Source organism: Phytopseudomonas dryadis (genome assembly GCF_004327355.1).
Lineage (GTDB): Bacteria > Pseudomonadota > Gammaproteobacteria > Pseudomonadales > Pseudomonadaceae > Aquipseudomonas > Aquipseudomonas dryadis.
Map to the genome: position 1 here is coordinate 315,201 of NZ_QJUM01000001.1, position 22,942 is coordinate 338,142.

Sequence of the window (22,942 nt, forward strand, 5' to 3'; positions counted from 1 at the left end):
TGCCTGTTCTGCGCAATGGGCAGGTCGATCGAAATTGAGCCGGCCTGCAATCGCCGCGCTCACGCACCGGGCACGCGCCTCAGCTCGGCCGTTGCAACTCGAAGGTGTCGCGGGTGCGGCTGTAAGCCATGCCGCCAAGACGACCGACCAGATCCAGCTTGTACGGGTCGACCCGGCCCTTGTCGGTCAACACGGCATCGTCGACATGCGCCAGCAGCACCTCGGCGAAGATCAGATGGCAGTTCGGCTGCTGCCGTGGATAGGGCATGAGTTCGGCCAGACGACATTCGTAGGCGATCGCGGCCGCCGCGACCCGAGGCGGCGCGATACGCTCGCTGGGCAGTTGCGCGATCGCGCACCGTTCGAATTCGCTGACCTCGTGCGGCAGGATCGCCGCGCTGGCGTTCATGGCTTCGGCCTGGGCGAAGGAAACCAGCTGGATCACCAGCTCACCGTTGTCCTGCACATTGCGCAGGGTATCCTTGAGGCTGCCATCGTCACGGGTGCCGACGTTGACCATGAGCGTCGCCGGCTCGTCGCTGATGACCTGGAAAAAGCTGAATGGCGCCAGATTGGCGACGCCGTCACGCGACAGGGTGGACACCCAGGCAATGGGCCTGGGGGTGACGGTGGAGGCCAGCCAACGGTAGCGCTCCAGCGGGGTCAGATCGGCAAAATCGAGCAGCATCCCATTCTCCTGCGACGGTTTGCCGAGAGCTTACCGCAATCCCCGCTCAGCGACCCGCACGGGACTCGCGAATGTAGAAACGGGCTTTTTCCGCTTTGTCGGTGCAGCCGCGATAGGCCTCGAATTGCTGCTGGGTCTTGGCCCCGGTCATCAGCGACAGTGCCTTGGAATAGCTGACGGTACCGGCGAAGCCTTCGGCCTTGGCCAGATCGAGCTCCTCCCAGGCGGCGTCCAGCTGGGTGGCGCAGCTTTCACGGTACGAGGTCGTCGCTGCGCAGCCTGCCAGCAGCGCTATCGGTAACAGAATCCACGCTTTCATGTCGCATACTCCTTGGATTGATCGACAATGCCTGATTATGACGGCTACAGGCACAAAAAGTGCCACTACCATGATTGCGCACCGTCCACCTCCACGGGTAATAGCTGCAACGGAGGGAACATGCCTTGGCGCAAGGGGAGCGCCGGCGTATGTTGCAAGGCTCTGCATGGGGAGAGGTTGAATGAGCAAGAGAGTGGCACTGGTACTGGGTTCGGGCGGGGCACGGGGCTATGCCCATATCGGCGTGATCGAGGAGCTCGAGGCCCGCGGCTACGAGATCGCCTGCGTCGCCGGCTGCTCCATGGGCGCCGTGGTCGGCGGGATCTACGCCGCTGGCAAGCTCAAGGCCTATAGCGAATGGACGCAGAGCCTGGACTATCTGGATGTGCTGCGCCTGCTCGATGTGAGCTTTCGCCTCGGCGCCATCCGTGGCGAGAAAGTCTTCGGCCGGATTCGCGAGATCGTCGGCGAAGTCAATATCGAGGCGTTGTCCATTCCCTTCACCGCGGTGGCCACCGACCTGACCAACCAGCAGGAAATCTGGTTCCAGGAAGGCTGCCTGCACCAGGCCATGCGCGCCTCCGCCGCGATCCCCAGCCTGTTCACCCCGGTCATTCAGGGCAAGCGCATGCTGGTCGACGGTGGCTTGCTCAACCCTCTGCCGATCGTTCCCGTGGTGTCCAGCCATTGCGACCTGATCATCGCCGTCAACCTCAACTCGGCGCAGCAGCAACAGTATCAGCTACCGGTGATCGAACGTACGCCGGCGCTCAAGGGCCGCTTCGATCAACTGATGACGTCGCTGGGCTCGCGTCTGCCGTCGCTGCGCCGCAAGAACGGCGACGACGACCCGCTTCTGCTGCTGGAGGACAAGAGTGCCGCAAGCGTGGCCGAGCCAGGCGATCCGTGGCTGCAGGAGCCGGCCGCGGCACCGCAGAGCGAGGCCGCGCCGAAGTCGGCCAGCGGCTCGCGGGTGGCGAATATGGCCGGCCCGGCCTCGCTGCTGGAACTGATCAACCAGAGTTTCGAAGTCATGCAGACGTCGCTGTCGCAATACAAGATCGCCGGCTATCCGCCGGATATCCTGATCAACGTGCCCAAGCGCGTCTGCCGCTTCTTCGAGTTCTACAAGGCGCCGGAACTGATCATGCTCGGCCGGCAGATCGCCCGCGATACGCTGGACAAGTATGAGCGTGGCGACCACTGAGAAGCTGTTCGCCTGCACCGCCCTCCCCGCGCTTGTCAGCGTGGCGCGTCGCCGTCCCTGGGCGGCAGCGGGGCCTTGCGCTCGACCCAGTCGCTGAGCAGGCTGTAGGCCACCGCCAGCAGGGTCGGGCCGAGGAACAGGCCCATGAAGCCGAAGGCCAGGATGCCGCCGAACACCCCCAGTAGCACCACCACCAGCGGCAGGTTGCCGCCGCGACTGATCAGGTAGGGCTTGAGGATATTGTCCACGCCGCTGATGATGAAAAAGCCCCAGATGCCGAGGAAGATCGCCATGCCGATCTCGCCCTGCCACACCAGCCAGGCCACCGCCGGGCCCCAGATCAGCGGCGGCACCATGATCAGGCTGCAGGCGAACGTCAGCAGCCCCAGCAGCAGCGCCCCCGGAATGCCAGCGATCAGGAAGCCGATGTAGGCCAGGATCGCCTGGGCCACGGCGGTGCCCAACACGCCGTTGACCACCCGCTGCACGGTACCGGCGACCAACTCCAGATAATGCTCGGCACGCTCGCCGATCAGGCGCTCCAGCAGACTCTCGACGAAAGCCGCCAGACGCGGACCATCGCGGTAGAAGAAAAACACCAGGATCAGGCTGAGCGCCAGTTCGAGAATGCCGCCACCGATCTTGGCGCTACGCACCAGCAGGAAGTTGCCGACCTGACCCAGGTAAGGCTGAACCGTGGCGAACAGTGCCGAACCCTGCTGATCCAGGGTCTCCCAGGCGCTTACCAGACGGTCGCCGACCAGGGGCACGGCCTCCAGCCAGGCAGGCGGGGGCGGCAGCCCTTCGACCTGGAAGCCCTTGATCATCGCCGTGGCGTCACGGATATGATCGGCCAGGTTGAATCCCAGCATCACCAAGGGTACCGCCACCAGCACGATCCACACCCCGGTCAACAGGCCGGCGGCAGTGGACTGGCGGCCCTTCAGCAAGCGCGTCAACCAGCGCATCACCGGCCAACTGGCGAAAGACAGCACGGCAGCCCAGAACAGCGCCGACCAGAATGGCGCCAGCACCCAGAGACTGGCACCGAGCAAACCCAGCAACAGGATCTGTACCAGCAAGCGGTCGTTATTCGGCATCTTTCAGATATTCCAGAGAAACGGGCAAGCCCCCGGGGGCATGAACCAGCGCTGCCGATTCCGAGCGGCGATCAGCGCAGCACGTCGACGCTCAGGCCTTCGCCGCTGCTCTCACCGACCTCCAGGCGAGCCGCCCTCACCCGCTGCTCGATAAGCGCCTCGCGCCAGGCTTCGGCCTGGCTGCCGCTCAGGCTGACACGCAAGGTGCTGTCCAGATTGAGGCTACGGGCCAACAGCTCGACCCAGTCCTCGCGCGGCTCGGTCTGTTCGGGCAAACGTAGCTCACCCGTGCTTTTCAGCTGCCGCGACAGGGTCGCCGGGGTCGGCAGCACGGCGCCGAGGGGCGTGCTGGAGGCGAGCATCTCCGCATGCAGATAGGCCCGCCGATTACCGCGCGTGATGCTGTACAGGCTGACCAGGGTGTCCTGGTTCGGCTGGGCCAGGCGCAGCAAGGCGTAGGCCTGCTGATCGTCGGAACCGTACAGCGTGGAATTGCCGAACACCGAGTTGGCCCACAGGCTGCTGGAGCCGCACTCACGGCCCTGGCACCAGTAGAGCAGTTGCGCATCCTTGTCCTGCAGGGCCTCGCGGGCCTCGGCGAAGACGTCGTTGGCACTGTGGGTCTGTGGCAGTTCGTAGGTGATGGCGGTCAGTTGCCCCTGGGCCAGCACCTCGCGCTCGTAACGCAGGCGGCCGCTGATGCGGCGGATCGTGCCCTGCGGGTAGATGCGCTCCTGCTCCGCCTGCTCCTTGAAGGTGACGATCTGGCTGCCGGGAAAGCGCGGCAGTACATCGAGATCACGGCTACCCGGTACATCGGCAGCGGAAACCGTGGCACTGGCCAACAACAGGGCCAGCAGACTGGTCAGGCGCATGGGCATCCTCATAGAACCAACATCGACTGAGCGGTTTTCACCGCCTGCTCATCGGCAGCCTCGCGGCGCTGCACCTGCAGAGCACGCTGTACGGCCGGACGGGCATCGAGTGCGGCGTGCCAGCGCTGCTGGGTGGGGTTAATTCCGAGAAAAGCGGGCGCCTGCTGTTCCTTGCGATCGAAACTCAGGGCGTGAAGGGCATAGGACAGTTGCAGCTCTTCCAGAGCGATGGACGCCTTGTGCCCGTTAGGGGTGGCGGCGGTATACAGGTCGATCATGCGAATCTCCGTTGCAATCGCCACACCATTCCCCAGTTGCCGTGAGCAAGTCAAGGCGGGCCCAGGAAAGGATTGAAACAGTCTGCTACGAGCTGCGCACCGGCCTCATCGTCCAGATGCAGATGATGACCGCCCGGCAGGCGCTCGACACTGATCGAATGCCGCTCCAGCAACGCATCGAGCCCGTCCTGGCGCACCAGCATACCCTGCTCGGCCAGCAGCAACCTGACCGGGCAGACCAGGCCGGCGACGAACGCCTGGGCGTGCTCACGGGTCAGGCGCAGGGGCGATGGCAGGGTCAGGCGATTGTCGGTACGCCAGGTGTAGCCGCCCGGCACCGGCATCAGGCCACGTTGCGCCAGGAGCCGGGCCGCCTCCAGACTGACCAGCCCCACCCCGCGCCTACGCACTTCGGCCGCCCGCTCGATGCTCGGATACACCGGTTTGCGTTTACCCGGCAGGGCCATTTGCGCGCGCAATGCCTCGCTCAGGTTGTGCACCGCGTGCCCGGCTTCGGTGGTGGGCGGAATCAGCCCGTCGATCAGCGCCAGGCGCTCGACCCGCTCCGGGAACGTTGCGGCCAGCAGCACGGAAACGATGGCGCCCATGGAATGCCCGAGCAGGCTGAAACGCGTCCAGCCGAACTGTTCGGCCACCAGCAGCACGTCGTGCACGTAGTCCCACAGCGCGTAACCGGCGCCTGCCGGGCGGTGATCGGAATGGCCGTGGCCGGCCAGGTCGAGGGCGACGATACGCACCCCGTTCAGCCTTGGCGCCAGCCGGGCGAAACTGGCGGCGTTGTCCAGCCAGCCGTGCAAGGCCACTACCGGTTGGCCATCGGCAGGCCCGTAAAGATGGGCCGCCAGCTCGATATGCGGCAGGCGCAGACGCACTTCCTCGAAATCCGCGCTCATGCCGGGGGCTCCATGGCCGCTTGCCGACTCCAGCGGCCGAACAGCGAGCGGATCAGCGCGGCCGTGTCGGTGGGACATTCCAGCGGAAACATGTGTCCGCCGGGCAGCGTCATGAATTCGCCACGTGGCGCACGCCGCGCCATGCGCGCGTGGTGCGGCAACACCACCCGGCTGTGCTCACCGCCAACCAGGGCCAGCGGCACCTGCAGTTGCTGTGGCCGCCCCGGGCTGGTATGGGGCACGCTGCGGTAGATACTGAGCTCGGTGGCGGCCGTGAAGCGTAGCCGCATGCCATCCTCGATGGGGTGCAAACCGTGCTCGACATAGGCATCCAGGCATTCGGGGTCGAAACGCCGGAACAAGGCCTTCTCCGCGAAGTAGCGCCGCGCTTCGACGGCGTCGCTGAAGGTTTCGCGGCGCCCCATGGTACGCCCGGCCGGCGTCAGGCGGTCGATGAAACCGAAGCGTTTGGCCGCGCGAATGACCAGTTGATCCACCCGGGTCAATACCGGTGAATCGAGCATCACCAGGCCGCGGTACAGATCGGGCCTGCGCAACGCCGCATGGTAATGCAGCACACCGCCCAGGGAATGCCCCACGCCCCAGACCGGCGCCGCGCAGGTTTCGAGGTGATGCAGCAGTTCATCGACCAGGTTGCTCCAGTTGTCGTTGACCGGAAAACGAGGGTCGTGGGCATGTTGCGGCAGATGCTGCACCTCGTACTCGGGCGCCAGCGCACTGAACAGCTTGCCGTAGGTGGCGGATGGAAAGCCATTGGCGTGGGCGAAGAAAATGAGCTGGGACATGATGTCGACGCGGGTGGCTGGCAATGCCCGGATTGTCGGGCAGCCACCGCCCCCGGGCAATGACCGTAATGGCCAGTGATGACGACGCTCCGGCCAAATGATCGCTCCGCTCAGCGCGTTGGCGGCTCGCTACCCACTGGCACCACGGCCATGGTCAGGCGCGCAATGCAGCTGATCCTGCCGTCGTCGTCGTTCAGGCGGATATCCCACACATGGGTGCTACGGCCGAGGTGCACCGGCCTGGCCACGGCGGTTACCCGCCCGCCACGCACCGCGCGCAGGTGGTTGGCATTGACCTCCAGGCCGACGCAGAAGAACTTGCTGGTATCGATGCACAGGTAGCTGGCGGTGGAACCCAGGCTTTCCGCCAGCACCACCGAGGCCCCGCCATGCAGCAGGCCGTAGGGCTGATGGGTGCGCGCATCGACCACCATGCTGGCGGTAATGGATTGGTCGTCGAAGGACTCGAAGCGGATATCCAGTTGCTCACCGATGGTGTTGCGCTGGGAGGCATTGATCTTGTCGAGGTCGGGGGTCTGTCGCCAGAGGCTCATGGAGAATCCTTGTCGTAGGCTGTCGAACACGGCGCGGCGGATGGCTCCGCAGCCCGATCGTGCCACAGAAACACCGCAGCCCCCAGAGCGAAAGCGTCTCGCCGGCACCCGGGCCGACGTTGCTTCAGCGGCTTGCGGGGTGTACCAGCAGGCTCAGCGACATCAGCCCGGCCGCCAGTTCGTCGGCCTCGAGCAACGCCAGGCTGGCGGTCTGCATCGGCAGCGGCTGTTGCCGGTGACCATGCACCAGCAACCCGCCCAGGGCGCCGATGAACGGCTGGTGAGAAACCAGCAGGATCTCGCCATCGGCGAAGCGCTCCAGGCGTAGCAGGCTTTCCCGCGGATCACTGTCCGGCGTCAGCCAGGGCACGCTGCGCAGCTCGTCGGGCAGGCCCAGGGCATCGCGGACCAGTGCGGCGGTTTGCTGGGCACGCACGTAGGGGCTGGCGAAGATGCTCCCCTGGAAGCCGCCGCGCAACCGCTCCGCGGCCTGGCGCACCTCGCCCCGGCCGTGTTCGGTCAGTTCCCGCTCGGCGTCGCTACGGGCGTGGCTCTCGGCCTGGCCGTGACGCAGCAGCCAGAGCTTCATCGGCCACGGCTCACAGCTTGGGCTCCTCGTCACGCACCGGGTGGGCGGCCGGCGGCACGCTGTGGGCTGCTTCGCCCTGGGGTGGGCGCGGCGTCGGCCAGTCGGCGAAGGGCCAGGGTTTCATTTCGCTGTTGAAGGTGCCGAAGCGGCCGATTTGCGCCAGGTACTGGCTCAGGCTGTCGCCGAAGCCGAGCAGAGCGGCATTCGGCGCCCCGTAGAACAGCCGATAGATCAGTTGCAGCAACACCACGGCGCCCAGCACCAGTTCGGCCAGTTGCCAGACGATCACGAACAGCAGCATCCACAGAATGCGCAGGCCGATGGACTCGCTTTTCTCATGCTCACTCATGTGCAGTCTCTCCCACTTCGTCAGAAGCCTGTGGCTGGAATGAAATCGACGTCCGTCTTCGGCTCGGCGCGCATCAGCGCGGCGATCACCTGATCCAGGGTGCGCCCCTCGAACAGGATGGCATGCAGTCCCGCCACCAGCGGCATATAAACCTGCAGCTCATCGGATTTGGCCTTGAGCACCTTGATGGTGTTCACCCCTTCGGCCACTTCGCCGAGGCGCTGCACGGCGGCATCGAGCGTCAGCCCCTGGCCCAGGGCGAAACCGACCTGGTAGTTGCGGCTCTTGGCCGACGAACAGGTGACGATCAGATCGCCGACACCGGCCAGGCCGAGGAAGGTCATGGGGTTGGCGCCCAGGTGCACGGCGAAGCGGGTCATCTCGGCCAGGGCCCGGGTGATCAGCATGCTCTTGGTGTTCTCGCCCATGCCCAGGGCCGCCGCCATGCCGGCAATGATCGCGTAGACGTTCTTCAGCGCCCCGCCCAGCTCGGCACCGAAGCGATCGGCACTGGCATAGACGCGGAAGGTGCGCCCGTGCAGCACGGCCTGCACCCGTTGGCAGAGGGCTTCGTCCTCGCTGGCGACCACGGTGGCGGTCAGTGCATGTTCGGCGATTTCCCTGGCCAGGTTGGGCCCCGACAACACACCGATGCGCGCCTGCGGTGCGATGTCCTGGAGAATCTCGCTCATCAGCTTGAAGCTCTGCGCCTCGATCCCCTTGGTGGTACTGACCAGCATCTTGCCGGCGAGCAGCGCCGATACCGGCTGCAACGCCTGGCGCAAGGCACTCGACGGCAAGGCGACGAAGGCCAGGGCGCAGCGGTTGAGCACCGCCGGCAGATCCGTACTCGGCTCGACCCCCGCCAGCACCTTGATTCCCTTGAGATAACGGGGATTCTCGCGATTGACGCGTATGGCCTCGGCCTGCTCGGGGTCGCGCATCCAGTGCAGGACGTGCTGGCCATTCTCGGCCAGCAGGTTTGCGATGGCGGTGCCGAAGCTACCGCCGCCAAGCACCGCGATGGGTTGCTGTTGAGTCATAACCGATCCGTAGTGAGCCTTGAGGCAATGGTCACGCATTATACGGCTCGATCGCGCTGCGGCCAGCCTCGAGGCAGGCGGCTCGAGCAAGGCGGTGGCTACGCGGCGGGCAATCCGCGGCACGATTTCGCCGCCAGGCAGCGCGCAGCCAGGCTCTGCAGCGTTCCGGCACAAGCCGCGCCGCGACGCGGAATCTCGCCAGGTAATCGGTTAACATGCGCCAACTGCGCGAACAAGGCCGTTGCGTGACCAGCCAGAGCCACTCCCCGATTGATGTCCTGTTGCTGACGCTTCTGGCGGCAGGCAACGCCGTGGCCGACGATCCGTTCGGCAATGCCCAGGCCGTTCCCGAGGCGCCGACAGGCACAGGCCCGAAGCAGACGGCCGAGCGACTCGACGAGCGCCGCCGGCTCTACCTCAGCGCAGAGCGCGAGTTCTAGCATGGCTGGAAACCGTTCGAGGAAACGCTACGGGCAACGTCCATGGCTACGCTGCGTTCTGCTTCTGCTGTGCCTGGCCCAAACACGGCTCGACGCCGCCGAGCTGCTGCTCAGCAGCGCCGGCGATACCAGCGAGCTACACGATTTCAGCGCTGCCCTCGCCGCGTTACGCCCCGCCGATCGAATTCGCGTGGAACCCCTGAGCAACCTGCCACCCGCCAGCGAACTCCCGGCCGACACACGCCTGATCCTGTTCGGCCAACCGGCCCTGGCCTGGCGCCTCAGCTCGGCGAACGGCCCTCCCACGCTGGTGCTGCAAGTCAGTCAGGTCCAGGCCCGGGCGACCCTGGGCAAGCGGCGACCGAGCAACCTCAGCCTGCTCTGGGCCGATCCCGCCCCGCTGCGACAGTTGCGCCTGGCCCAGCACCTGCTACCCCACATCAGACGCGTTGGCGTGTTGCACGATGCCGATAGCAGCTTTCTCCTCGATGAAATGCAGCAGGCGGCCGCCAGCCTGGGCCTCGAACTCATTGCCCAGGCCTGGCCGAACCCCCGCGACAACCGTCCGCTGCTACGTTTGCTGCGCGACAGCGACATACTGCTGGGCCTCGCCAATGACGATCTGTATAACGCACACACGGCCAGGAACCTGCTGCTGGGCAGCTACGCCCAGCAGCGCGCGCTGATAGGCCCCAGCGCCGGCTTCGTCCGCGCCGGCAGCCTGGCCAGCACCTACAGCGACCAGCACGACTGGCTCGCCACACTCGACATCCTGCTCGACCAGCCCCCCCAGCGCTGGCCACGCACCACCTATTCGCATGCCTTCAAGGTGCTCGGCAACCCTCAGGTAGCACGCGCGCTCGCCGTGGCGTTGCCCGCGGACGAGGCACTCGCACAGCGCTTGGCAGAAGGAGAAGCACCATGAAACAGCGGCGTGGCTGGAACATCCACACCCACACCCAACTCATCAGCATCGGCCCCGCGCTGCTGTTGACGCTGCTGCTGACAGGCTTTCTGACCTTCAACCGGCTGCAGGATCTGCGCCTGGAAATCAACCGCACCGGGCAACTGATCGCCAGCCAGCTGGCGCCGGCCACCGAGTACGGGGTGATCTCCGGCAATCTGGAGGTGCTCGAGTCCCTGCTGCAAGCCACCCTCAAGACACCCCATGTGCGCTTTGTCGAAGTGCGCGACCGTGACGACAACATTCTCCTCTATGTCGAACAACCGGCGCAGCGCAACCCGGGCAATGGCCAGATCGACATATTCCAGTCAGCCATCCAGCGGCAGCAAGTCGACATCGGCACCGACTTCATCCAGGAGCAAACGCCCAACCACCCCTTCCTGGCGGGCGATTACCTGGGCCGGGTCATCGTCGGCATGTCCAGCGATGCCTTCAACAGCCGCCAGCAGGACATCCTCCTGAAGGTCACGGTGCTGGTACTGTTTGCCCTGCTGCTGACCTTCCTGCTCGCCCGCCGCCTGGCCAGCCGTCTGTCGCAACCGCTGAGCGCCATGAGCGATGCCGTCACGGCCATTCAGAGCGGCAACTACCAGACCACGCTGCCGGAACTGGGCAGCGGCGAACTGGCCACCCTGGCGCGGCATATCAACCAATTGGCCAACGGTTTGAACAACGCCAGCCTGGAACAGCAGCAGGCGATGGCGATGCTGATCAAGGCGCGCGAGGAGTCGGAACTGGCCAATCGCGCCAAATCCGACTTCCTGGCCATGATGAGCCACGAACTGCGCACGCCCATGAACGGCGTGCTCGGTATGCTGCAATTGCTGGAAACCACCGACCTGACCCAGGAGCAGCGCGAATACGCGGCGCTGGCGACCGAGTCGACCGAACACCTGCTCAAGGTCATCAACGACATTCTCGACTTCTCGCGCATCGAACGTGGCGCCCTGGAACTCGAACGCATCAATTTCAACCTGCGGGATCTGCTCAGCACCTGCATGCAGGCCTTTCAGCACAGCGCCCAGCAACGCGGCCTGCTGTTACGCCTGGACATCCCCGATGACCTGCCGGCCCTGCTGATCCAGGGCGACCCCACGCGCATCCGGCAGATTCTGGTCAACCTGATCGGCAACGCCCTGAAATTCACCGAGCACGGCGAGGTACGCGTGGAGGCCCACTGGCAAGCCCTGGACAATCAGGTGCTGTGGTTCACCTGCAGCGTGCACGACACCGGTATCGGCATCAGCGCCGAGCGTCTGGACAAGATGTTCGACGCCTTCCTGCAGGCCGACACCTCCATTTCCCGGCGTTATGGCGGCACCGGCCTGGGCCTGCCCATCGCCCGCACCCTGGCCGAACGCATGGGCGGTACCCTCAGCGCCCGGAGCGAACCCGGCCGGGGCTCGTGCTTCACCCTGGAAATCCCCCTGCCGTTTTCCGAGCAGCAGAGCCGCCCGCCACACGCCGAGGTGGCACGGCCGGGCACCCCGAGCGACCAGCACCACGTGCTGCTGGTCGAAGACAATCCGGTCAACCAGACGGTCATCGAGGCCATGCTGCGCAGCCTGGGCTATCGGGTCAGCCTGGTCGGCGACGGCGCCCAGGCCGTCGCCGCCATGGAGCAGGGACAATTCGCCGCAGTGCTGATGGATTGCCGCCTGCCGATCATGGATGGCTACGAAGCGACCCGCCGCATCCGGCAACTCGAACGCTGCGGCCAGTTGCCGATCATCGCCCTGACCGCCAATGCCCTGCAGGGCGACCGCGAAGCGTGCCTGCAAGCCGGAATGAACGATTACCTGGCAAAGCCGTTCAAACGAGTTGAATTGCAACGGATACTCGAGCGCTGGCTGGAATCTCGACGATAGGCGGGTGGTCAGGCAGGCTGAAATGTTGCACGCTTGCGGGTTGAAGCGGGCGCCCGACGGGCATCTGTGACAACATTGTCGCCGCAGAGTACAACTGTACTCAGTGCGCTGTGACTTTCACCACAACGCAACAGTCTATGACTAGGCTGCTGGCGGTCGCACCCTGATGCGCAGCCAGCCAGGACGATTTACCCAGCCTAGGTGCGTGGGGATTATTGAGGAGCTCGCATGACCAAACAAAACGCCTTCACCCAGGAAGACCTGTTGCGCTGCAGCCGCGGCGAACTGTTCGGCCCGGGTAATGCGCAACTGCCCGCCCCCAACATGTTGATGATCGACCGGATCGTCCATATCAGTGAAACAGGCGGCAAGTACGGCAAGGGCGAAATCGTTGCGGAGCTCGATATCAACCCGGATCTGTGGTTCTTCGGCTGCCATTTCGAAGGCGACCCCGTCATGCCGGGCTGCCTGGGCCTCGATGCCATGTGGCAACTGGTAGGTTTCTTCCTCGGCTGGCAGGGCAACCCGGGCCGCGGCCGCGCCCTGGGCTCGGGCGAAGTGAAATTCTTCGGTCAGGTACTGCCGACCGCCAAGAAGGTCACCTACAACATCCATATCAAACGCACCATTACCCGTTCGCTGATCCTGGCAATCGCCGATGGCACCGTGAGCGTCGATGGCCGCGAGATCTACAGTGCCGAAAGCCTGCGCGTCGGCCTGTTCACTTCCACCGACAGTTTCTAAAGGATCTTCTCCATGCGTCGCGTCGTTATTACCGGTCTAGGCATCGTTTCCTGCCTGGGCAATGACAAAGAGACCGTCTCCGCCAACCTTCGCGCTGGCCGTCCCGGTATCCGCTTCAATCCGGAATACGCCGAAATGGGTCTGCGCAGCCATGTCTCGGGCTCCGTCGACCTGAACCTGGAAGAACTGATCGATCGCAAGCTGTTCCGCTTCATGGGCGACGCCGCGGCTTATGCCTACCTGGCCATGGAGCAGGCGATCAAGGATTCCGGCCTCAGCGAAGAGCAGATTTCCAACCCGCGTACCGGCCTGATCGCCGGCTCCGGTGGCGCCTCCACGCTCAACCAGATGGAAGCCATCGACACCCTGCGCGAAAAAGGCGTCAAGCGCATCGGCCCATACCGCGTGACCCGCACCATGGGCAGCACCGTATCGGCCTGCCTGGCCACGCCGTTCAAGATCAAGGGCGTCAACTTCTCCATCTCCTCGGCCTGCGCCACCAGCGCGCACTGCATCGGCCAGGCCATGGAGCAGATTCAACTGGGCAAGCAGGACGTGGTCTTCGCCGGCGGCGGCGAAGAAGAACACTGGAGCCAGAGCTGCCTGTTCGACGCCATGGGCGCCCTGTCCACCGACTACAACGCCACGCCCGAGAAAGCCTCGCGCGCCTACGACGCCAAGCGTGACGGTTTCGTCATCGCCGGCGGCGGCGGCATGGTGGTGGTCGAGGAGCTGGAGCACGCCCTGGCCCGCGGCGCCAGGATCTACGCGGAAATCGTCGGTTACGGCGCGACCTCCGACGGCTACGACATGGTCGCTCCGAGCGGCGAAGGCGCGATCCGCTGCATGCAGCAGGCGCTGGCCACCGTCGATACGCCGATCGACTACCTCAACACCCACGGTACTTCCACGCCGGTCGGCGACGTCGCGGAAATCAAGGGCGTGCGTGAGGTGTTCGGCGACAAGGCCCCGGCCATCAGCTCGACCAAGAGCCTGTCCGGCCACAGCCTGGGCGCCGCCGGCGTGCACGAAGCGATCTACTGCCTGCTGATGATGGAAGGCAACTTCATCACGGCTTCGGCGAACATCGAAGAGCTGGACCCCGCGGTCGCCGACCTGCCGATCCTGCGCGAAACCCGTGAGAACGCCAAGCTGGACACCGTGATGTCCAACAGCTTCGGCTTCGGTGGCACCAATGCCACCCTGGTGCTCAAGCGCTGGGCCGGCCAGTAGGCCGCAGAGCCCGCAAAGAAACCGGCGCCCCAGGGCGCCGGTTTCGTTTTACCTCGCCCCTCAACGTACCTGAAAGCGCTGCTCGGCGAGCTTGCGATCGCCCTGGAACAGCAGGAAGTGCCACTCGCCCGGCACCACTTCGTAAGGCTCGGAGAACTCGAAGGCCATGACGTCCTGGGCCACATCCGGATCGAGTTTCTGGGTGACCACGAACTTGTCGTGGCGGGCGCCATCGTTGCCGACCACACCCGGTGTAAGGTAGAGCAGCGTCACCGGCTCGGCATTGGCGGTCTTGCCCGCCAGGCTATAGCGCATGCCGAACTTGGTGCCCAGCCTGGCCGGAATGACCTCGGCAGGCTGGATTTCCTGGGCCGCCCGGGTCAGCACACGTTCGCCAGGCTGAAAATCCTGGTACTGGCTGACGAAGATCCCGTACTCGACGGCCCCGTCGACACGAACCTCGGCCCGGGCCATGCCGGCCAACGCCATGCAGGTCAGCAACGCAGTGAATCGGATGTGGTGCATGTCTGTCGCGCTCCTTGTTGGGGGATGGCGCGAGGCTATGACATCGGCGTGACAGGTTGATGACGTCGGCGTGGCATCAGGGCTGCCCAGGCAGTTCGGCTTGTACCCGCCGTGGCAGTATCGAGAGGAAGTTGTCGCGGGCGACCTGTCGGGCGACAGCTTCGGGCAGCGCGTCGAGGAAGCGATCGAAGCCCCGCATGTACTCGCCCATGCTGTCGAAGCGCCCCACCACATCGGAACCGAGCATGAAGCGCGCCGGGTAGCTGCTGACCAGGTGCACCCATTTCGCATCGGGCTTGCCGGTGTCGTCGGTGAGGTAGGGCCTGAGCATGGTCCAGGACAAGTCGACGTACAGGTTGGGATAGGACTCGAGCATGCGCTCCAGGGTGTCGAAGAGGAAATCCAGCTTCTCCTGATGACGATGGATCTCCATGCTGGTGCCGGCATGAGCCCAGATGAAGCGCACATGGGGATGGTTGCGCAACGGCTCCTCGATCTCCTGCAGATACAGCGGATTGCGCTCGCGCTTGGAGGTGATGTTCGAGTGCAGCATCACCGGCAGATCGTATTCGGCGGCCAGGTGGTAGACCCGCGTCATGGCCTCGTTGTTGGCCCGTGGGGTGGCGCCCTCGATCAGCGAGGTGAGGTCGTCATGCCGGGTGAAGACCTCGCCAATGCCCTGCCAGAGTCCCGGGTCGAGCTCGAGCATGCGCCGGATATGCGCATCGGAATTCTTGTCGTTGGGATTGAAGCCGGACAGAAAGGGATGGAAACGGTGGCGCTGCTCGGCGGGCAGTTGCTTGTAGGCATGGGCGATCAGCACATCGGTGGCGCTGTACCAGTAGGCGGCCGCATCGTCGCCGGCGTAGTAACGCGGGCGCTTGGGCTCATTCTCGTGCCACTTCTTCGCCACCGGAATGCCGGAGAACATCACGTGATCGACGCCCGCCTCGTCCATGCGCGCGAGCAGCGTGTCCATGCCAGCGCTTTCCTGGAAGAAATCGACGTAATGCAGATGAGCATCGCTATAGCGGTACTCACGCGCGTCCACGCCACCCCAGCACAAGCCGATGAACAACAGAAAACTCGAACGGATCACATGCAAACTGGCGCCCTCCTGACGATAAGCAGCATAGACTGTGGCCCGCGCGGGCAAGTTCAGCCATTGATGGCAGCGCGCAGGACAGCTTCACGCTTGCCCCGCCCGTCCCGGCACGACGCGAGAACATTTGTTTCACTCCCGATGCATCCGCCAGGGCCACTCTCGGGTATAACCCCTGACACATCAAGGACGCAGCCCACAGGATGACGGCATGCCTGACCCGATGTTCGATTACGAAAGCATCCTCGAGGCCTGCGCCCGCCAGGACGAGCGCGCCTTCCAGGCGCTGTATCGCCAGGAGGCGCCACAGATGCTCGGCCTGGCGATCAGCCTGCTCGGCCAGCGCGACCCGGCCGAAGACTGCCTGCACGATGCCTTCGTGCAGATCTGGCGCAATGCCGGGCGTTTCCAGCGCTCGCTGGGCAGCGGTCGCGCCTGGATCTACAGCATCCTGCGCTACCGGGCGCTGAACCAGTTGCGCCAGCGGGGACGGACGGTAGAGCTGGATGACGACATCGCCGAGCACCTGGTCGACGACAGCCTCTCGGCCGCCCAGCAGCACGAACGGCAGGCGGACAAGCGTCACCTGCGCAGTTGCCTGCAGAACCTCGAGCGGCCACGGCGCCATCCCATTCTGCTGGCGTTCTACCGTGGCCTGACCCATGAACAGATCGCGACTCGCCTGACCACGCCGCTGGGTACCATCAAAGGGCGCATCCGCAGCGGTCTGCGTGCCCTGCAGGAGTGTTTGCAACGATGATCAGCACCGACCCCGCAGAACGCCGTGCACTCATCGGCGAATACGTCCTCGGCCTGCTGGAGCCGGATCAGGCCCGTGAGGTCGCGGAACTGATCGAACGCGACCCGCAAGCCGCGGCCATGGCCCTTGAGTGGGAACAGCACCTGCTGGAGCTGAGCGACAGGCTCGAGCCCTGCGCGCCCTCCCCCGGGCTCTGGCCGCGCCTGCAACAGAGCCTGAACCTGCAGCAACAGGCCAACGCCTGGCAGGCCTGGTGGTCGAGCCTGACCGCCTGGCGCCTGACCAGCGCGGCGCTGGCCGTGCTGCTGATCATCGCCCTGTTGCCGCTGCCCTGGAGCCAGGACACGCCCGCCACGACCTACACCGCCGTGTTGCAGCCACCGGGCGAGGCCGCGGCGCCAGGCTGGGTGGTGCATATCGATAGCGATGGCGGCTTGCTGCTGGAACCACTGCGCCAGGATCAGGTCGCCACGAACCGCTCCGTGCAGTTCTGGACCCTCATCGACCCGGCCGAGGGCCCACGCTCCCTGGGCCTGGTCGAGCCGGGCAAGCGCCTGGCGCTGTCGCCACGGCAGATCGGCGCGGTGCAGGCCGGGCAACTGTTCGAGCTGACCCTGGAGCCAGCCGGGGGCTCGCCACTCGACAGACCGACAGGCGAAGTCTTGTACATCGGCCGCGCAGTCATGGCGGTGCTCGACTGAAAGGCGGCGGTCATGGCGCCTTGCGGCGTATGGAATCGGCAAATGTAAGCAGAGATGTCTGCCGACATCCACCCGCTCATCTCGTGGGTATCGCTATCAGGTGCTCAGTACGGCGCCTGGACGCTAGCGCGAAGACTCCTTCGCGCCTTACCCAAGAGAGGACGCTTATGAACATCTCCAAGAAACTGCTCGGTATCGCCATCACCACCGCAGCGCTGGGTTGCGCCACTGCCGGCGCGGACGAACTGCTGGCGCTCAGCGCCGACGGCAAGCTGCTGCGCATCGACATGCAGAGCCGCACCATCACCGCCAGCATGGCGGTCAGCGGCGTCGGCGCATTGCGCGGTATCGATGTACGCCCCGCCAACGGTGCACTCTACGGCCTGGGCGATGACGGCCAGTTGTACAGCCTCGATCTGGCCAGCGGCGCCGCCAGCAGCGTGGCCAGGCTGAGCCAGACGCTGCCGGGTAAAGGCCAGGCCGTGGTCGACTTCAACCCGGTAGCCGATCGCCTGCGTCTGCTGGCGGCCGATGGCACCAGCCTGCGGGTGAATGTGGAAAACGGAGAAGTGGTGGTCGACGGCCAGGTGGCCTATGCCAAGGAGGGGCCCTATGCGGGCAAGACCGCCAAGGTGGTGGCCGGTGCTTACAGCAACAGCTTTGCCGGTACGCAGAGCACCGCGCTGTACACCGTGGACCTGGCCAGCGGCAACCTGATGCTGCAGGACCCGCCAAACGACGGCATCCAGCAGGTGGTCGGCAAGATCGCCGACGATCTGCCGGGTGCCGCCCTGGATATCCAGAGCGATGGCAAGGGCGGCAACAGCGCCTACCTGCTGAGCGCAACCACCCTGCACCGCATCGACCTGGCCACGGGCAAGGCCAGCGCCCTGGGCGAGATCGAGGATCTGCCCGCCGACATCATCGACATCGCCGTACTGCCCACCAAGTAGGGCGCCATCGGGGAAGGCCCTAGGGCCCTCCCCGCACGGGCTACTCGAAGACCTCGTCGAGCAGGTTGTCCATCGCCTTGAACGCGCGTGTCGCCACCAGCGGATGGTACTGGTTGCTACCGGGCGTATTGGCCAGGGGGTTGGTGAACGAGTGCACCGCACCGCCATAGCTGACCAGTTGCCAATCGACCTTGGTCGCCTTCATTTCCGCCACGAAGCCATCGACCTGTTCCTGTGGCACCGCCGGATCGTCGGCACCGTGCAGCACCAGGACCGGCGCCTTGATGTTCTGCGCATCGGCCGGGTTGGGCGTATCCAGATTGCCATGGAACGACACGAAGGCCTTGAGCGGAGCGCCCGAGCGGGCCAGCTCCAGGATCGTTCCGCCACCGAAGCAGAAACCGATCGCCCCCAGTTTCCCGGTATCGATCGCCACCTGAGCAGTCTGCGCCTTGAGCACCTCGACGGCGGCCTGGGCACGCTTGCGCATCAACGCGCGGTCACTGCGCACAGTGGTTGCGGCGGCCTTGGCTTCATCGGGGTTGCTCGGGCGGATGGACTTGCCGTACATGTCGGCCATGAACACCACATACTTGTCACCCGCGGCGCGGGCAGCCTTCTGTGCGGAAGCCTCGTTGACGCCCATCCAGTTCGGCACCATCAGCAGCCCGGGGCGCGGCTCGGTCACGGCGTCGTCATAGATGAGCATGCCTTCGAACGGCACACCATCGATTTCGTAAGGGACGGGTTTGACCACTACCCCGGCTTCGGCCAGACCGGCCAGACCCAGCAACGCGAACGGTATCAGCGATTTCTTCATTGTTTGACTCCCATGTACGAGTGCTCCAGCAAGCACGGCGTGCCGTTGCCTCAAGAAAGCACATTTGCGGCGGCATGGAAACCCATGCCGCTGCCACACGGGAAGGCCGGCGCCTCAGGCGCTGGCGAACAGTGCGCCGATCTGCGCCCGAGCATCGCGCAGTGCGCTGGCTTTCGGCTCCTCGCCATAGGCCAGGCCTTCGGCGCGAACCACCTCGATATCGGTGATGCCCAGAAAGCGCAGTACCAGGATCAGATAATCTTCATGGGCCTGCCCGCTGGGCTGACCGGCATGAATACCGCCGGCGGTGGAAACGATGACCACTTTCTTGCCGCCCGCCAGGCCTTTCGGACCGTTCTCATCGTAGGCGAAGGTCTTGCCGGCGATGGCGATACGATCGATCCACGCCTTGAGCTGGGTCGGGATGGTGAAGTTGTACATCGGCGCGCCGATGACCAGCGCATCCGCCGCGAGGAATTCCTCGAGGGTCGCTTCGGCCAGCGCCACTTCATGGGCCTGGGCGGCATCGCGCAATTGCTCGGGTGTACCAGCGGCCAGCAGGCTGGCGGCAGACAGGTGGCTCAGCGCATCGCTGGCCAGGTCGCGGTAGGTGACCTGCACGCCAGTCTCCCGGCTCTTCCAGGCATCGACCAGGGCGGCGCTGAGTTGGCGAGAAGCGGAGGCATCGCCGAGGATGCTGGAATCGAGATGCAGAAGTTTCATGACGGACGGTTCCTTGAATGGTGATCGGTACGATGCGGCTCATCCTACTGGTGAAGACAAACGCCGATTAGTCGGTAAAAATGCGATGATACGTTCCACTGGCAGAACGATCACAGGTAATGCCCCTCCTCGCTGCGGACCCCCTCATGCCGGATCTCAATGACCTGATGTACTTCGCCAAGGTGGTCGAACACGGCGGTTTCGCCGCTGCCGGACGGCGCCTGGGCATCCCCAAGTCACGCCTGTCGCGCCGCATCGCCGAACTGGAGGCGCGTCTCGGTGTTCGCCTGCTGCAGCGCACCACCCGCAAGCTGGCGCTGACCGAGGTGGGCGAGCGCTACCTGCGCCATTGCCAGGCGATGCTGCTGGAGGCCGAGCAGGCGGAAGAGGCCGTGGCCTCCCTGAGCAATGAGCCGCGCGGGAGAATTCGCGTGTCCTGCCCCAACGAGTTGGCGCGGACAGGCCTGAACCAGGTCGTCACCAGCTTCCTGCTGCGCTACCCACTGGTGCAATTGGAAGTCGTGCTGAGCAACCGCCGCGTCGATCTGCTCAACGAAGGCATCGATGTCGCCCTGCGTGTCCGCGAGCAGGGCGATGAAGACCCGTCCCTGATCAGCCGCCAACTGAGCCCCGCAGCGGCGTATCTGATCGCGGCCCCGGCACTGGTGGCCGGGATCGCCATCGACACACCGGAGGATCTGCAACGGCTGCCGGCACTCGGCGCCGTGGACAGCGATCGACGCATCCATCAACGGCTCAAGCATATCGATGGCAGCCGCCGCGACGTGGTGCTGGAAGCTCGCCTGAGCATCGAGGACTTCGAGATCCGCAAAGAAGCGGCCCTGCTCGGCCTGGGCTTCTCCATGCTGCCGCAGATGCACTGTCAGCAGGAACTCGACGATGGCCGGCTGCTGCGCCTGCTGCCGGACTGGGAGCTGCCGGGTGGCCACCTGCAGGCGGTGTACCCGCACCGGCGCGGCATGTTGCCCGCGGTGCGCGCCTGGATCGAGCACCTGAGCCAATCCCGCGAGCACGGCGGGCTGTTTCAACCCTGCGGACTTTCCTTGTCCGTTGCGCTGGGCGATGATGGCCGGCGTCCCCCTCCCGACCAGGTTTCTCGATGAGCGCCCGCCAGGCCTACGCAACCGGCAAGACCGCGCAGATTCTCGGCGTGGTGATCTTCACCTTCATCGGTTTTCTCTGTGTCGGCCTGCCCCTCGCCGTGCTGCCGGGCTTCGTGCTCAACGACCTGGGCTATGGCTCGGTCATGGCCGGCCTGGTCATCAGCCTGCAGTATCTGGTCACGCTGATCTCACGTCCCATCACCGGTGTGCTGATCGATCGCATCGGGCCCAAGCGCGCGGTCAGCTACGGCCTGGCCGGTAGCGTCGCCAGCGGCCTGCTGACCCTGGGTGCAACCAGTCTGCATGGCTTGTCGAGCGACGTCGGCCTTGGTCTGCTGCTGGTTGGGCGGGTGGCACTGGGCGTCTCCCAGGCGCTGATCGGCACGGGCTCGATTACCTGGGGCATCGGCCGCGTCGGCGCGCAGAACACCGCCCGGGTGATTTCCTGGAATGGCATCGCCTCTTATGGCGCCATTGCCGTGGGTGCTCCGCTGGGGGTCGTCATGGCCGCCACACTCGGCCTGTGGAGCATCGGTTGCGCGATCACCCTGCTCAGCGCTGGCGCCCTTTGGCTGGCCCAGGGCAAACCGGCCATCCCAGTCATCCAGGGCAAGCGTCTGCCCTTTCACAACGTGTTCCTGGCCATTGCGCCCAATGGCGTGGCCCTGGCCCTGGGTTCGATCGGCTTCGGTACCCTGGCCACCTTCGTCACCCTCTATTACGCCAGCCTCGGCTGGGCGCACGCGGCCTACTGCCTGAGTGCGTTCGGCTGCGCCTTCATCGTGGCGCGCCTGCTGTTCGCCGGCACCATCGAACGCCGTGGCGGCTACCGCGTGGCGACCATCTGCCTGGCGATAGAAACCCTTGGCCTGCTCCTGCTCTGGTTGGCGCCGCATCCGACCCTGGCACTGTGCGGCGCCGCCCTGACCGGTTTCGGCCTGTCCCTGGTGTATCCGGCGCTCGGCGTCGAGGCCATCGCCAACATTCCCGCCGCCAGCCGCAGCTCCGCACTGGGCGCCTATGCCCTGTTCTTCGATCTTGCCCTGGGCATTGCCGGCCCGCTGATGGGCATGATCGCCAGTGCCTACGACTACGCAGCGGTCTTCCTCGCAGCGGGCCTGCTCGCCCTGCTCGGCCTCGGCCTGAGCCTGTTGCTGCTGCGCAGAGCCGAGCGGCCACGAGAGGCGCGACCATGACCCCGGAAGAAATCGCCGCTTTCTGCCTGCAACTGCCTGGCGCCCGCCTGGACTTCAAATGGGGCAGCAACCAGGTGTTCTCGGTGGCGCACAACAAGATGTTCGCCATCCTCAACTTTCTCGGCGACAACCTGGCCTTCAAGGTCGATGACAGCCTGTTCCTCGGCTACACGGATCGCCCTGGAGTCCGTCCGGCGCCTTATCTGGCCCGCGCCCACTGGATCAGCATGAACGCCAGCCAACCGCCAATGGGCGACGCCGAGCTGCGCGAGCTGATCACCCGCTCCCATCAACTGGTGGTGCGGCGCCTGCCCAAGCGGCAACAGGTCAGCCTGCTGCTCGACCTATAGCAGGGCCGGCAAGGCATGCAACCAGTGGCCCAGGTACTTGCCGGAGAGCAGCCACTCATCGAGCCAGAACAGCTGATGCGCAGCCACGATCAACCAGAACAGCGCCTGATAGGACAGCTTGCGCGTCTTGTGGCGAAACACCTGCTGCCCCAGCAGAGCGCCAGGCCAGCCGCCCAGCAACTCGACCAGATGCAGGTGTTTCTCGGGAATTCGCTGGCGCCCCGCAAGCGCGCTGGCCTTATCGTTCCAGTAGAGGACGAAGCACAGGACGCTGGCCAGGGGATAGAGTACCAGCGGCCAGACGATCTGCAGTTCGAACAGCCAGCGCAGCGAGCCGAACAACGGCAGGCTGCACAAAGCGCCCAGCAGCACCAGTTTGGCGGCGAGGTTGCGCACCGGGCCCTGGGCGCGTCCAGGCAAGCGGGCACGTGGTTTATCCAGGCGCGTGCGTGGCGGCTGCCCAGGCTTGCCGGCACTCTTCACCCGGATCTGCGGTCGATCCAGCACCAGTTCCCCGGCCAGGCGCAAGTGCTCGGCGCGTAATCGCCCCTGTCCATCCCGGGAGGGCACGAACAGCACCTGATCGCCGGTACGTGGCCGTCGCTCACCATGCACCACCGAAATATGCGCGAACACCTGTTCACCGCCGCCAGCGGGCTGAATGAAGCCGAAGCCCTTGTCGTCGTTCCAGCTTTTCAGCCGTCCGGATTGTTCCAT

The 22,942-nt window shown here is 65.2% G+C and carries 27 protein-coding genes and 1 pseudogene; 12 read left to right on the forward strand and 16 right to left on the reverse strand.

Features of this window, described 5'->3' with window-relative positions; translation table 11 throughout:
- Positions 1–79: 79 nt before the first annotated feature.
- The gene (locus DNK34_RS01435) at positions 80–688 is read right to left on the reverse strand and encodes a flavin reductase family protein (protein WP_131174114.1); all 609 of its coding nucleotides are present in this window, start codon (positions 686–688) and stop codon (positions 80–82) included.
- 46 nt (positions 689–734) lie between these two features.
- Complete coding sequence (locus DNK34_RS01440) at positions 735–1,007, reverse strand: hypothetical protein (RefSeq protein WP_131174113.1); 273 nt, start codon at positions 1,005–1,007, stop codon at positions 735–737.
- Positions 1,008–1,188: 181 nt separating this feature from the next.
- Between DNK34_RS01440 and DNK34_RS01445 the strand changes: the two genes are divergently transcribed.
- Complete coding sequence (locus tag DNK34_RS01445; RefSeq protein WP_131174112.1) at positions 1,189–2,214, forward strand: patatin-like phospholipase family protein; 1,026 nt, start codon at positions 1,189–1,191, stop codon at positions 2,212–2,214.
- A gap of 35 nt (positions 2,215–2,249) precedes the next feature.
- Here the strand turns inward: DNK34_RS01445 and DNK34_RS01450 are convergent, their stop codons facing one another.
- The 9 genes and pseudogenes from DNK34_RS01450 to DNK34_RS01490 form a co-directional block, all read right to left on the reverse strand.
- Complete coding sequence (locus tag DNK34_RS01450; RefSeq protein ID WP_131174111.1) at positions 2,250–3,314, reverse strand: AI-2E family transporter; 1,065 nt, start codon at positions 3,312–3,314, stop codon at positions 2,250–2,252.
- A 71-nt stretch (positions 3,315–3,385) separates the two neighbouring features.
- Positions 3,386–4,189 carry a DUF4892 domain-containing protein gene (locus tag DNK34_RS01455; RefSeq protein ID WP_131174110.1) on the reverse strand — a complete coding sequence of 268 codons (804 nt, stop codon included), beginning with the start codon at positions 4,187–4,189 and terminating at the stop codon, positions 3,386–3,388.
- Between the two features lie 134 nt (positions 4,190–4,323).
- Positions 4,324–4,467 (reverse strand): annotated as a pseudogene (locus tag DNK34_RS25635) (thioredoxin domain-containing protein); the annotation flags it as partial.
- A 50-nt stretch (positions 4,468–4,517) separates the two neighbouring features.
- Positions 4,518–5,381, reverse strand: a complete 864-nt coding sequence (locus DNK34_RS01465; RefSeq protein ID WP_131174108.1) for an alpha/beta hydrolase — start codon at positions 5,379–5,381, stop codon at positions 4,518–4,520.
- Positions 5,378–6,187, reverse strand: coding sequence for an alpha/beta fold hydrolase (locus DNK34_RS01470; protein ID WP_131174107.1), 810 nt, complete (start codon positions 6,185–6,187; stop codon positions 5,378–5,380). Before DNK34_RS01470 ends, DNK34_RS01465 begins: the two co-directional genes overlap by 4 nt.
- 110 nt (positions 6,188–6,297) lie before the next feature.
- Complete coding sequence (locus DNK34_RS01475; RefSeq protein ID WP_131174106.1) at positions 6,298–6,741, reverse strand: hotdog fold thioesterase; 444 nt, start codon at positions 6,739–6,741, stop codon at positions 6,298–6,300.
- Positions 6,742–6,865: 124 nt separating this feature from the next.
- Complete coding sequence (gene sixA / locus DNK34_RS01480) at positions 6,866–7,330, reverse strand: phosphohistidine phosphatase SixA (protein WP_131174105.1); 465 nt, start codon at positions 7,328–7,330, stop codon at positions 6,866–6,868.
- 10 nt (positions 7,331–7,340) lie between these two features.
- The gene (locus DNK34_RS01485; protein WP_131174104.1) at positions 7,341–7,679 is read right to left on the reverse strand and encodes a DUF4389 domain-containing protein; all 339 of its coding nucleotides are present in this window, start codon (positions 7,677–7,679) and stop codon (positions 7,341–7,343) included.
- A 20-nt stretch (positions 7,680–7,699) separates the two neighbouring features.
- Positions 7,700–8,722 carry an NAD(P)H-dependent glycerol-3-phosphate dehydrogenase gene (locus DNK34_RS01490; protein WP_131174103.1) on the reverse strand — a complete coding sequence of 341 codons (1,023 nt, stop codon included), beginning with the start codon at positions 8,720–8,722 and terminating at the stop codon, positions 7,700–7,702.
- Positions 8,723–8,937: 215 nt separating this feature from the next.
- On the opposite strand from DNK34_RS01490, the gene DNK34_RS01495 reads away from it, so the two are divergent.
- The 5 genes from DNK34_RS01495 to fabB all read left to right on the forward strand — a co-directional run bounded on the left by DNK34_RS01495 (position 8,938) and on the right by fabB (position 13,971).
- Positions 8,938–9,162, forward strand: coding sequence for a hypothetical protein (locus tag DNK34_RS01495; protein ID WP_131174102.1), 225 nt, complete (start codon positions 8,938–8,940; stop codon positions 9,160–9,162).
- A 1-nt stretch (position 9,163) separates the two neighbouring features.
- On the forward strand, positions 9,164–10,087 hold the full coding sequence (locus tag DNK34_RS01500; protein ID WP_131174101.1) for an ABC transporter substrate-binding protein: 924 nt from the start codon (positions 9,164–9,166) through the stop codon (positions 10,085–10,087).
- Positions 10,084–11,994 carry an ATP-binding protein gene (locus DNK34_RS01505; RefSeq protein ID WP_131174100.1) on the forward strand — a complete coding sequence of 637 codons (1,911 nt, stop codon included), beginning with the start codon at positions 10,084–10,086 and terminating at the stop codon, positions 11,992–11,994. The genes DNK34_RS01500 and DNK34_RS01505 overlap by 4 nt, the downstream gene beginning before the upstream one ends.
- A 228-nt stretch (positions 11,995–12,222) precedes the next feature.
- The gene (gene fabA / locus DNK34_RS01510) at positions 12,223–12,738 is read left to right on the forward strand and encodes a 3-hydroxyacyl-[acyl-carrier-protein] dehydratase FabA (protein WP_013791679.1); all 516 of its coding nucleotides are present in this window, start codon (positions 12,223–12,225) and stop codon (positions 12,736–12,738) included.
- Positions 12,739–12,750: 12 nt separating this feature from the next.
- Positions 12,751–13,971 carry a beta-ketoacyl-ACP synthase I gene (gene fabB / locus DNK34_RS01515; protein WP_131174099.1) on the forward strand — a complete coding sequence of 407 codons (1,221 nt, stop codon included), beginning with the start codon at positions 12,751–12,753 and terminating at the stop codon, positions 13,969–13,971.
- 60 nt (positions 13,972–14,031) lie between these two features.
- On the opposite strand, the gene DNK34_RS01520 is transcribed toward fabB, so the two are convergent.
- Entirely contained in the window at positions 14,032–14,496 is a 465-nt protein-coding gene (locus DNK34_RS01520) for a DUF3859 domain-containing protein (RefSeq protein ID WP_131174098.1), read from the reverse strand.
- Between the two features lie 76 nt (positions 14,497–14,572).
- A complete protein-coding gene (locus DNK34_RS01525) occupies positions 14,573–15,601 on the reverse strand; it encodes an amidohydrolase family protein (protein ID WP_131174097.1) in 1,029 nt (342 codons plus the stop codon).
- Positions 15,602–15,809: 208 nt separating this feature from the next.
- Between DNK34_RS01525 and DNK34_RS01530 the strand changes: the two genes are divergently transcribed.
- From DNK34_RS01530 to DNK34_RS01540, 3 genes are all read left to right on the forward strand, one after another.
- On the forward strand, positions 15,810–16,358 hold the full coding sequence (locus DNK34_RS01530; protein ID WP_131174096.1) for a sigma-70 family RNA polymerase sigma factor: 549 nt from the start codon (positions 15,810–15,812) through the stop codon (positions 16,356–16,358).
- On the forward strand, positions 16,355–17,059 hold the full coding sequence (locus DNK34_RS01535) for an anti-sigma factor (protein WP_131174095.1): 705 nt from the start codon (positions 16,355–16,357) through the stop codon (positions 17,057–17,059). Before DNK34_RS01530 ends, DNK34_RS01535 begins: the two co-directional genes overlap by 4 nt.
- Positions 17,060–17,226: 167 nt before the next feature.
- Positions 17,227–18,012: a DUF4394 domain-containing protein gene (locus tag DNK34_RS01540; protein WP_131174094.1), complete on the forward strand. Its 786-nt coding sequence runs from the start codon at positions 17,227–17,229 to the stop codon at positions 18,010–18,012.
- A gap of 40 nt (positions 18,013–18,052) precedes the next feature.
- On the opposite strand, the gene DNK34_RS01545 is transcribed toward DNK34_RS01540, so the two are convergent.
- Together DNK34_RS01545 and DNK34_RS01550 are read right to left on the reverse strand one after the other, a co-directional pair.
- Complete coding sequence (locus DNK34_RS01545) at positions 18,053–18,832, reverse strand: dienelactone hydrolase family protein (protein WP_131174093.1); 780 nt, start codon at positions 18,830–18,832, stop codon at positions 18,053–18,055.
- Between the two features lie 114 nt (positions 18,833–18,946).
- Positions 18,947–19,555, reverse strand: a complete 609-nt coding sequence (locus DNK34_RS01550; RefSeq protein ID WP_131174092.1) for an FMN-dependent NADH-azoreductase — start codon at positions 19,553–19,555, stop codon at positions 18,947–18,949.
- A 146-nt stretch (positions 19,556–19,701) separates the two neighbouring features.
- Between DNK34_RS01550 and DNK34_RS01555 the strand changes: the two genes are divergently transcribed.
- Genes DNK34_RS01555 through DNK34_RS01565 form a run of 3 tightly spaced genes read left to right on the forward strand, consistent with a single transcriptional unit; the run spans position 19,702 to position 22,225 of the window.
- Entirely contained in the window at positions 19,702–20,679 is a 978-nt protein-coding gene (locus DNK34_RS01555; protein ID WP_131174091.1) for a LysR substrate-binding domain-containing protein, read from the forward strand.
- A complete protein-coding gene (locus DNK34_RS01560) occupies positions 20,676–21,875 on the forward strand; it encodes an MFS transporter (RefSeq protein ID WP_131174090.1) in 1,200 nt (399 codons plus the stop codon). The genes DNK34_RS01555 and DNK34_RS01560 overlap by 4 nt, the downstream gene beginning before the upstream one ends.
- Positions 21,872–22,225 carry an MmcQ/YjbR family DNA-binding protein gene (locus tag DNK34_RS01565; protein ID WP_131174089.1) on the forward strand — a complete coding sequence of 118 codons (354 nt, stop codon included), beginning with the start codon at positions 21,872–21,874 and terminating at the stop codon, positions 22,223–22,225. The genes DNK34_RS01560 and DNK34_RS01565 overlap by 4 nt, the downstream gene beginning before the upstream one ends.
- Here DNK34_RS01565 and DNK34_RS01570 read toward each other — a convergent pair.
- Entirely contained in the window at positions 22,220–22,942 is a 723-nt protein-coding gene (locus DNK34_RS01570; RefSeq protein WP_131174088.1) for a DUF1294 domain-containing protein, read from the reverse strand. The genes DNK34_RS01565 and DNK34_RS01570 overlap by 6 nt on opposite strands.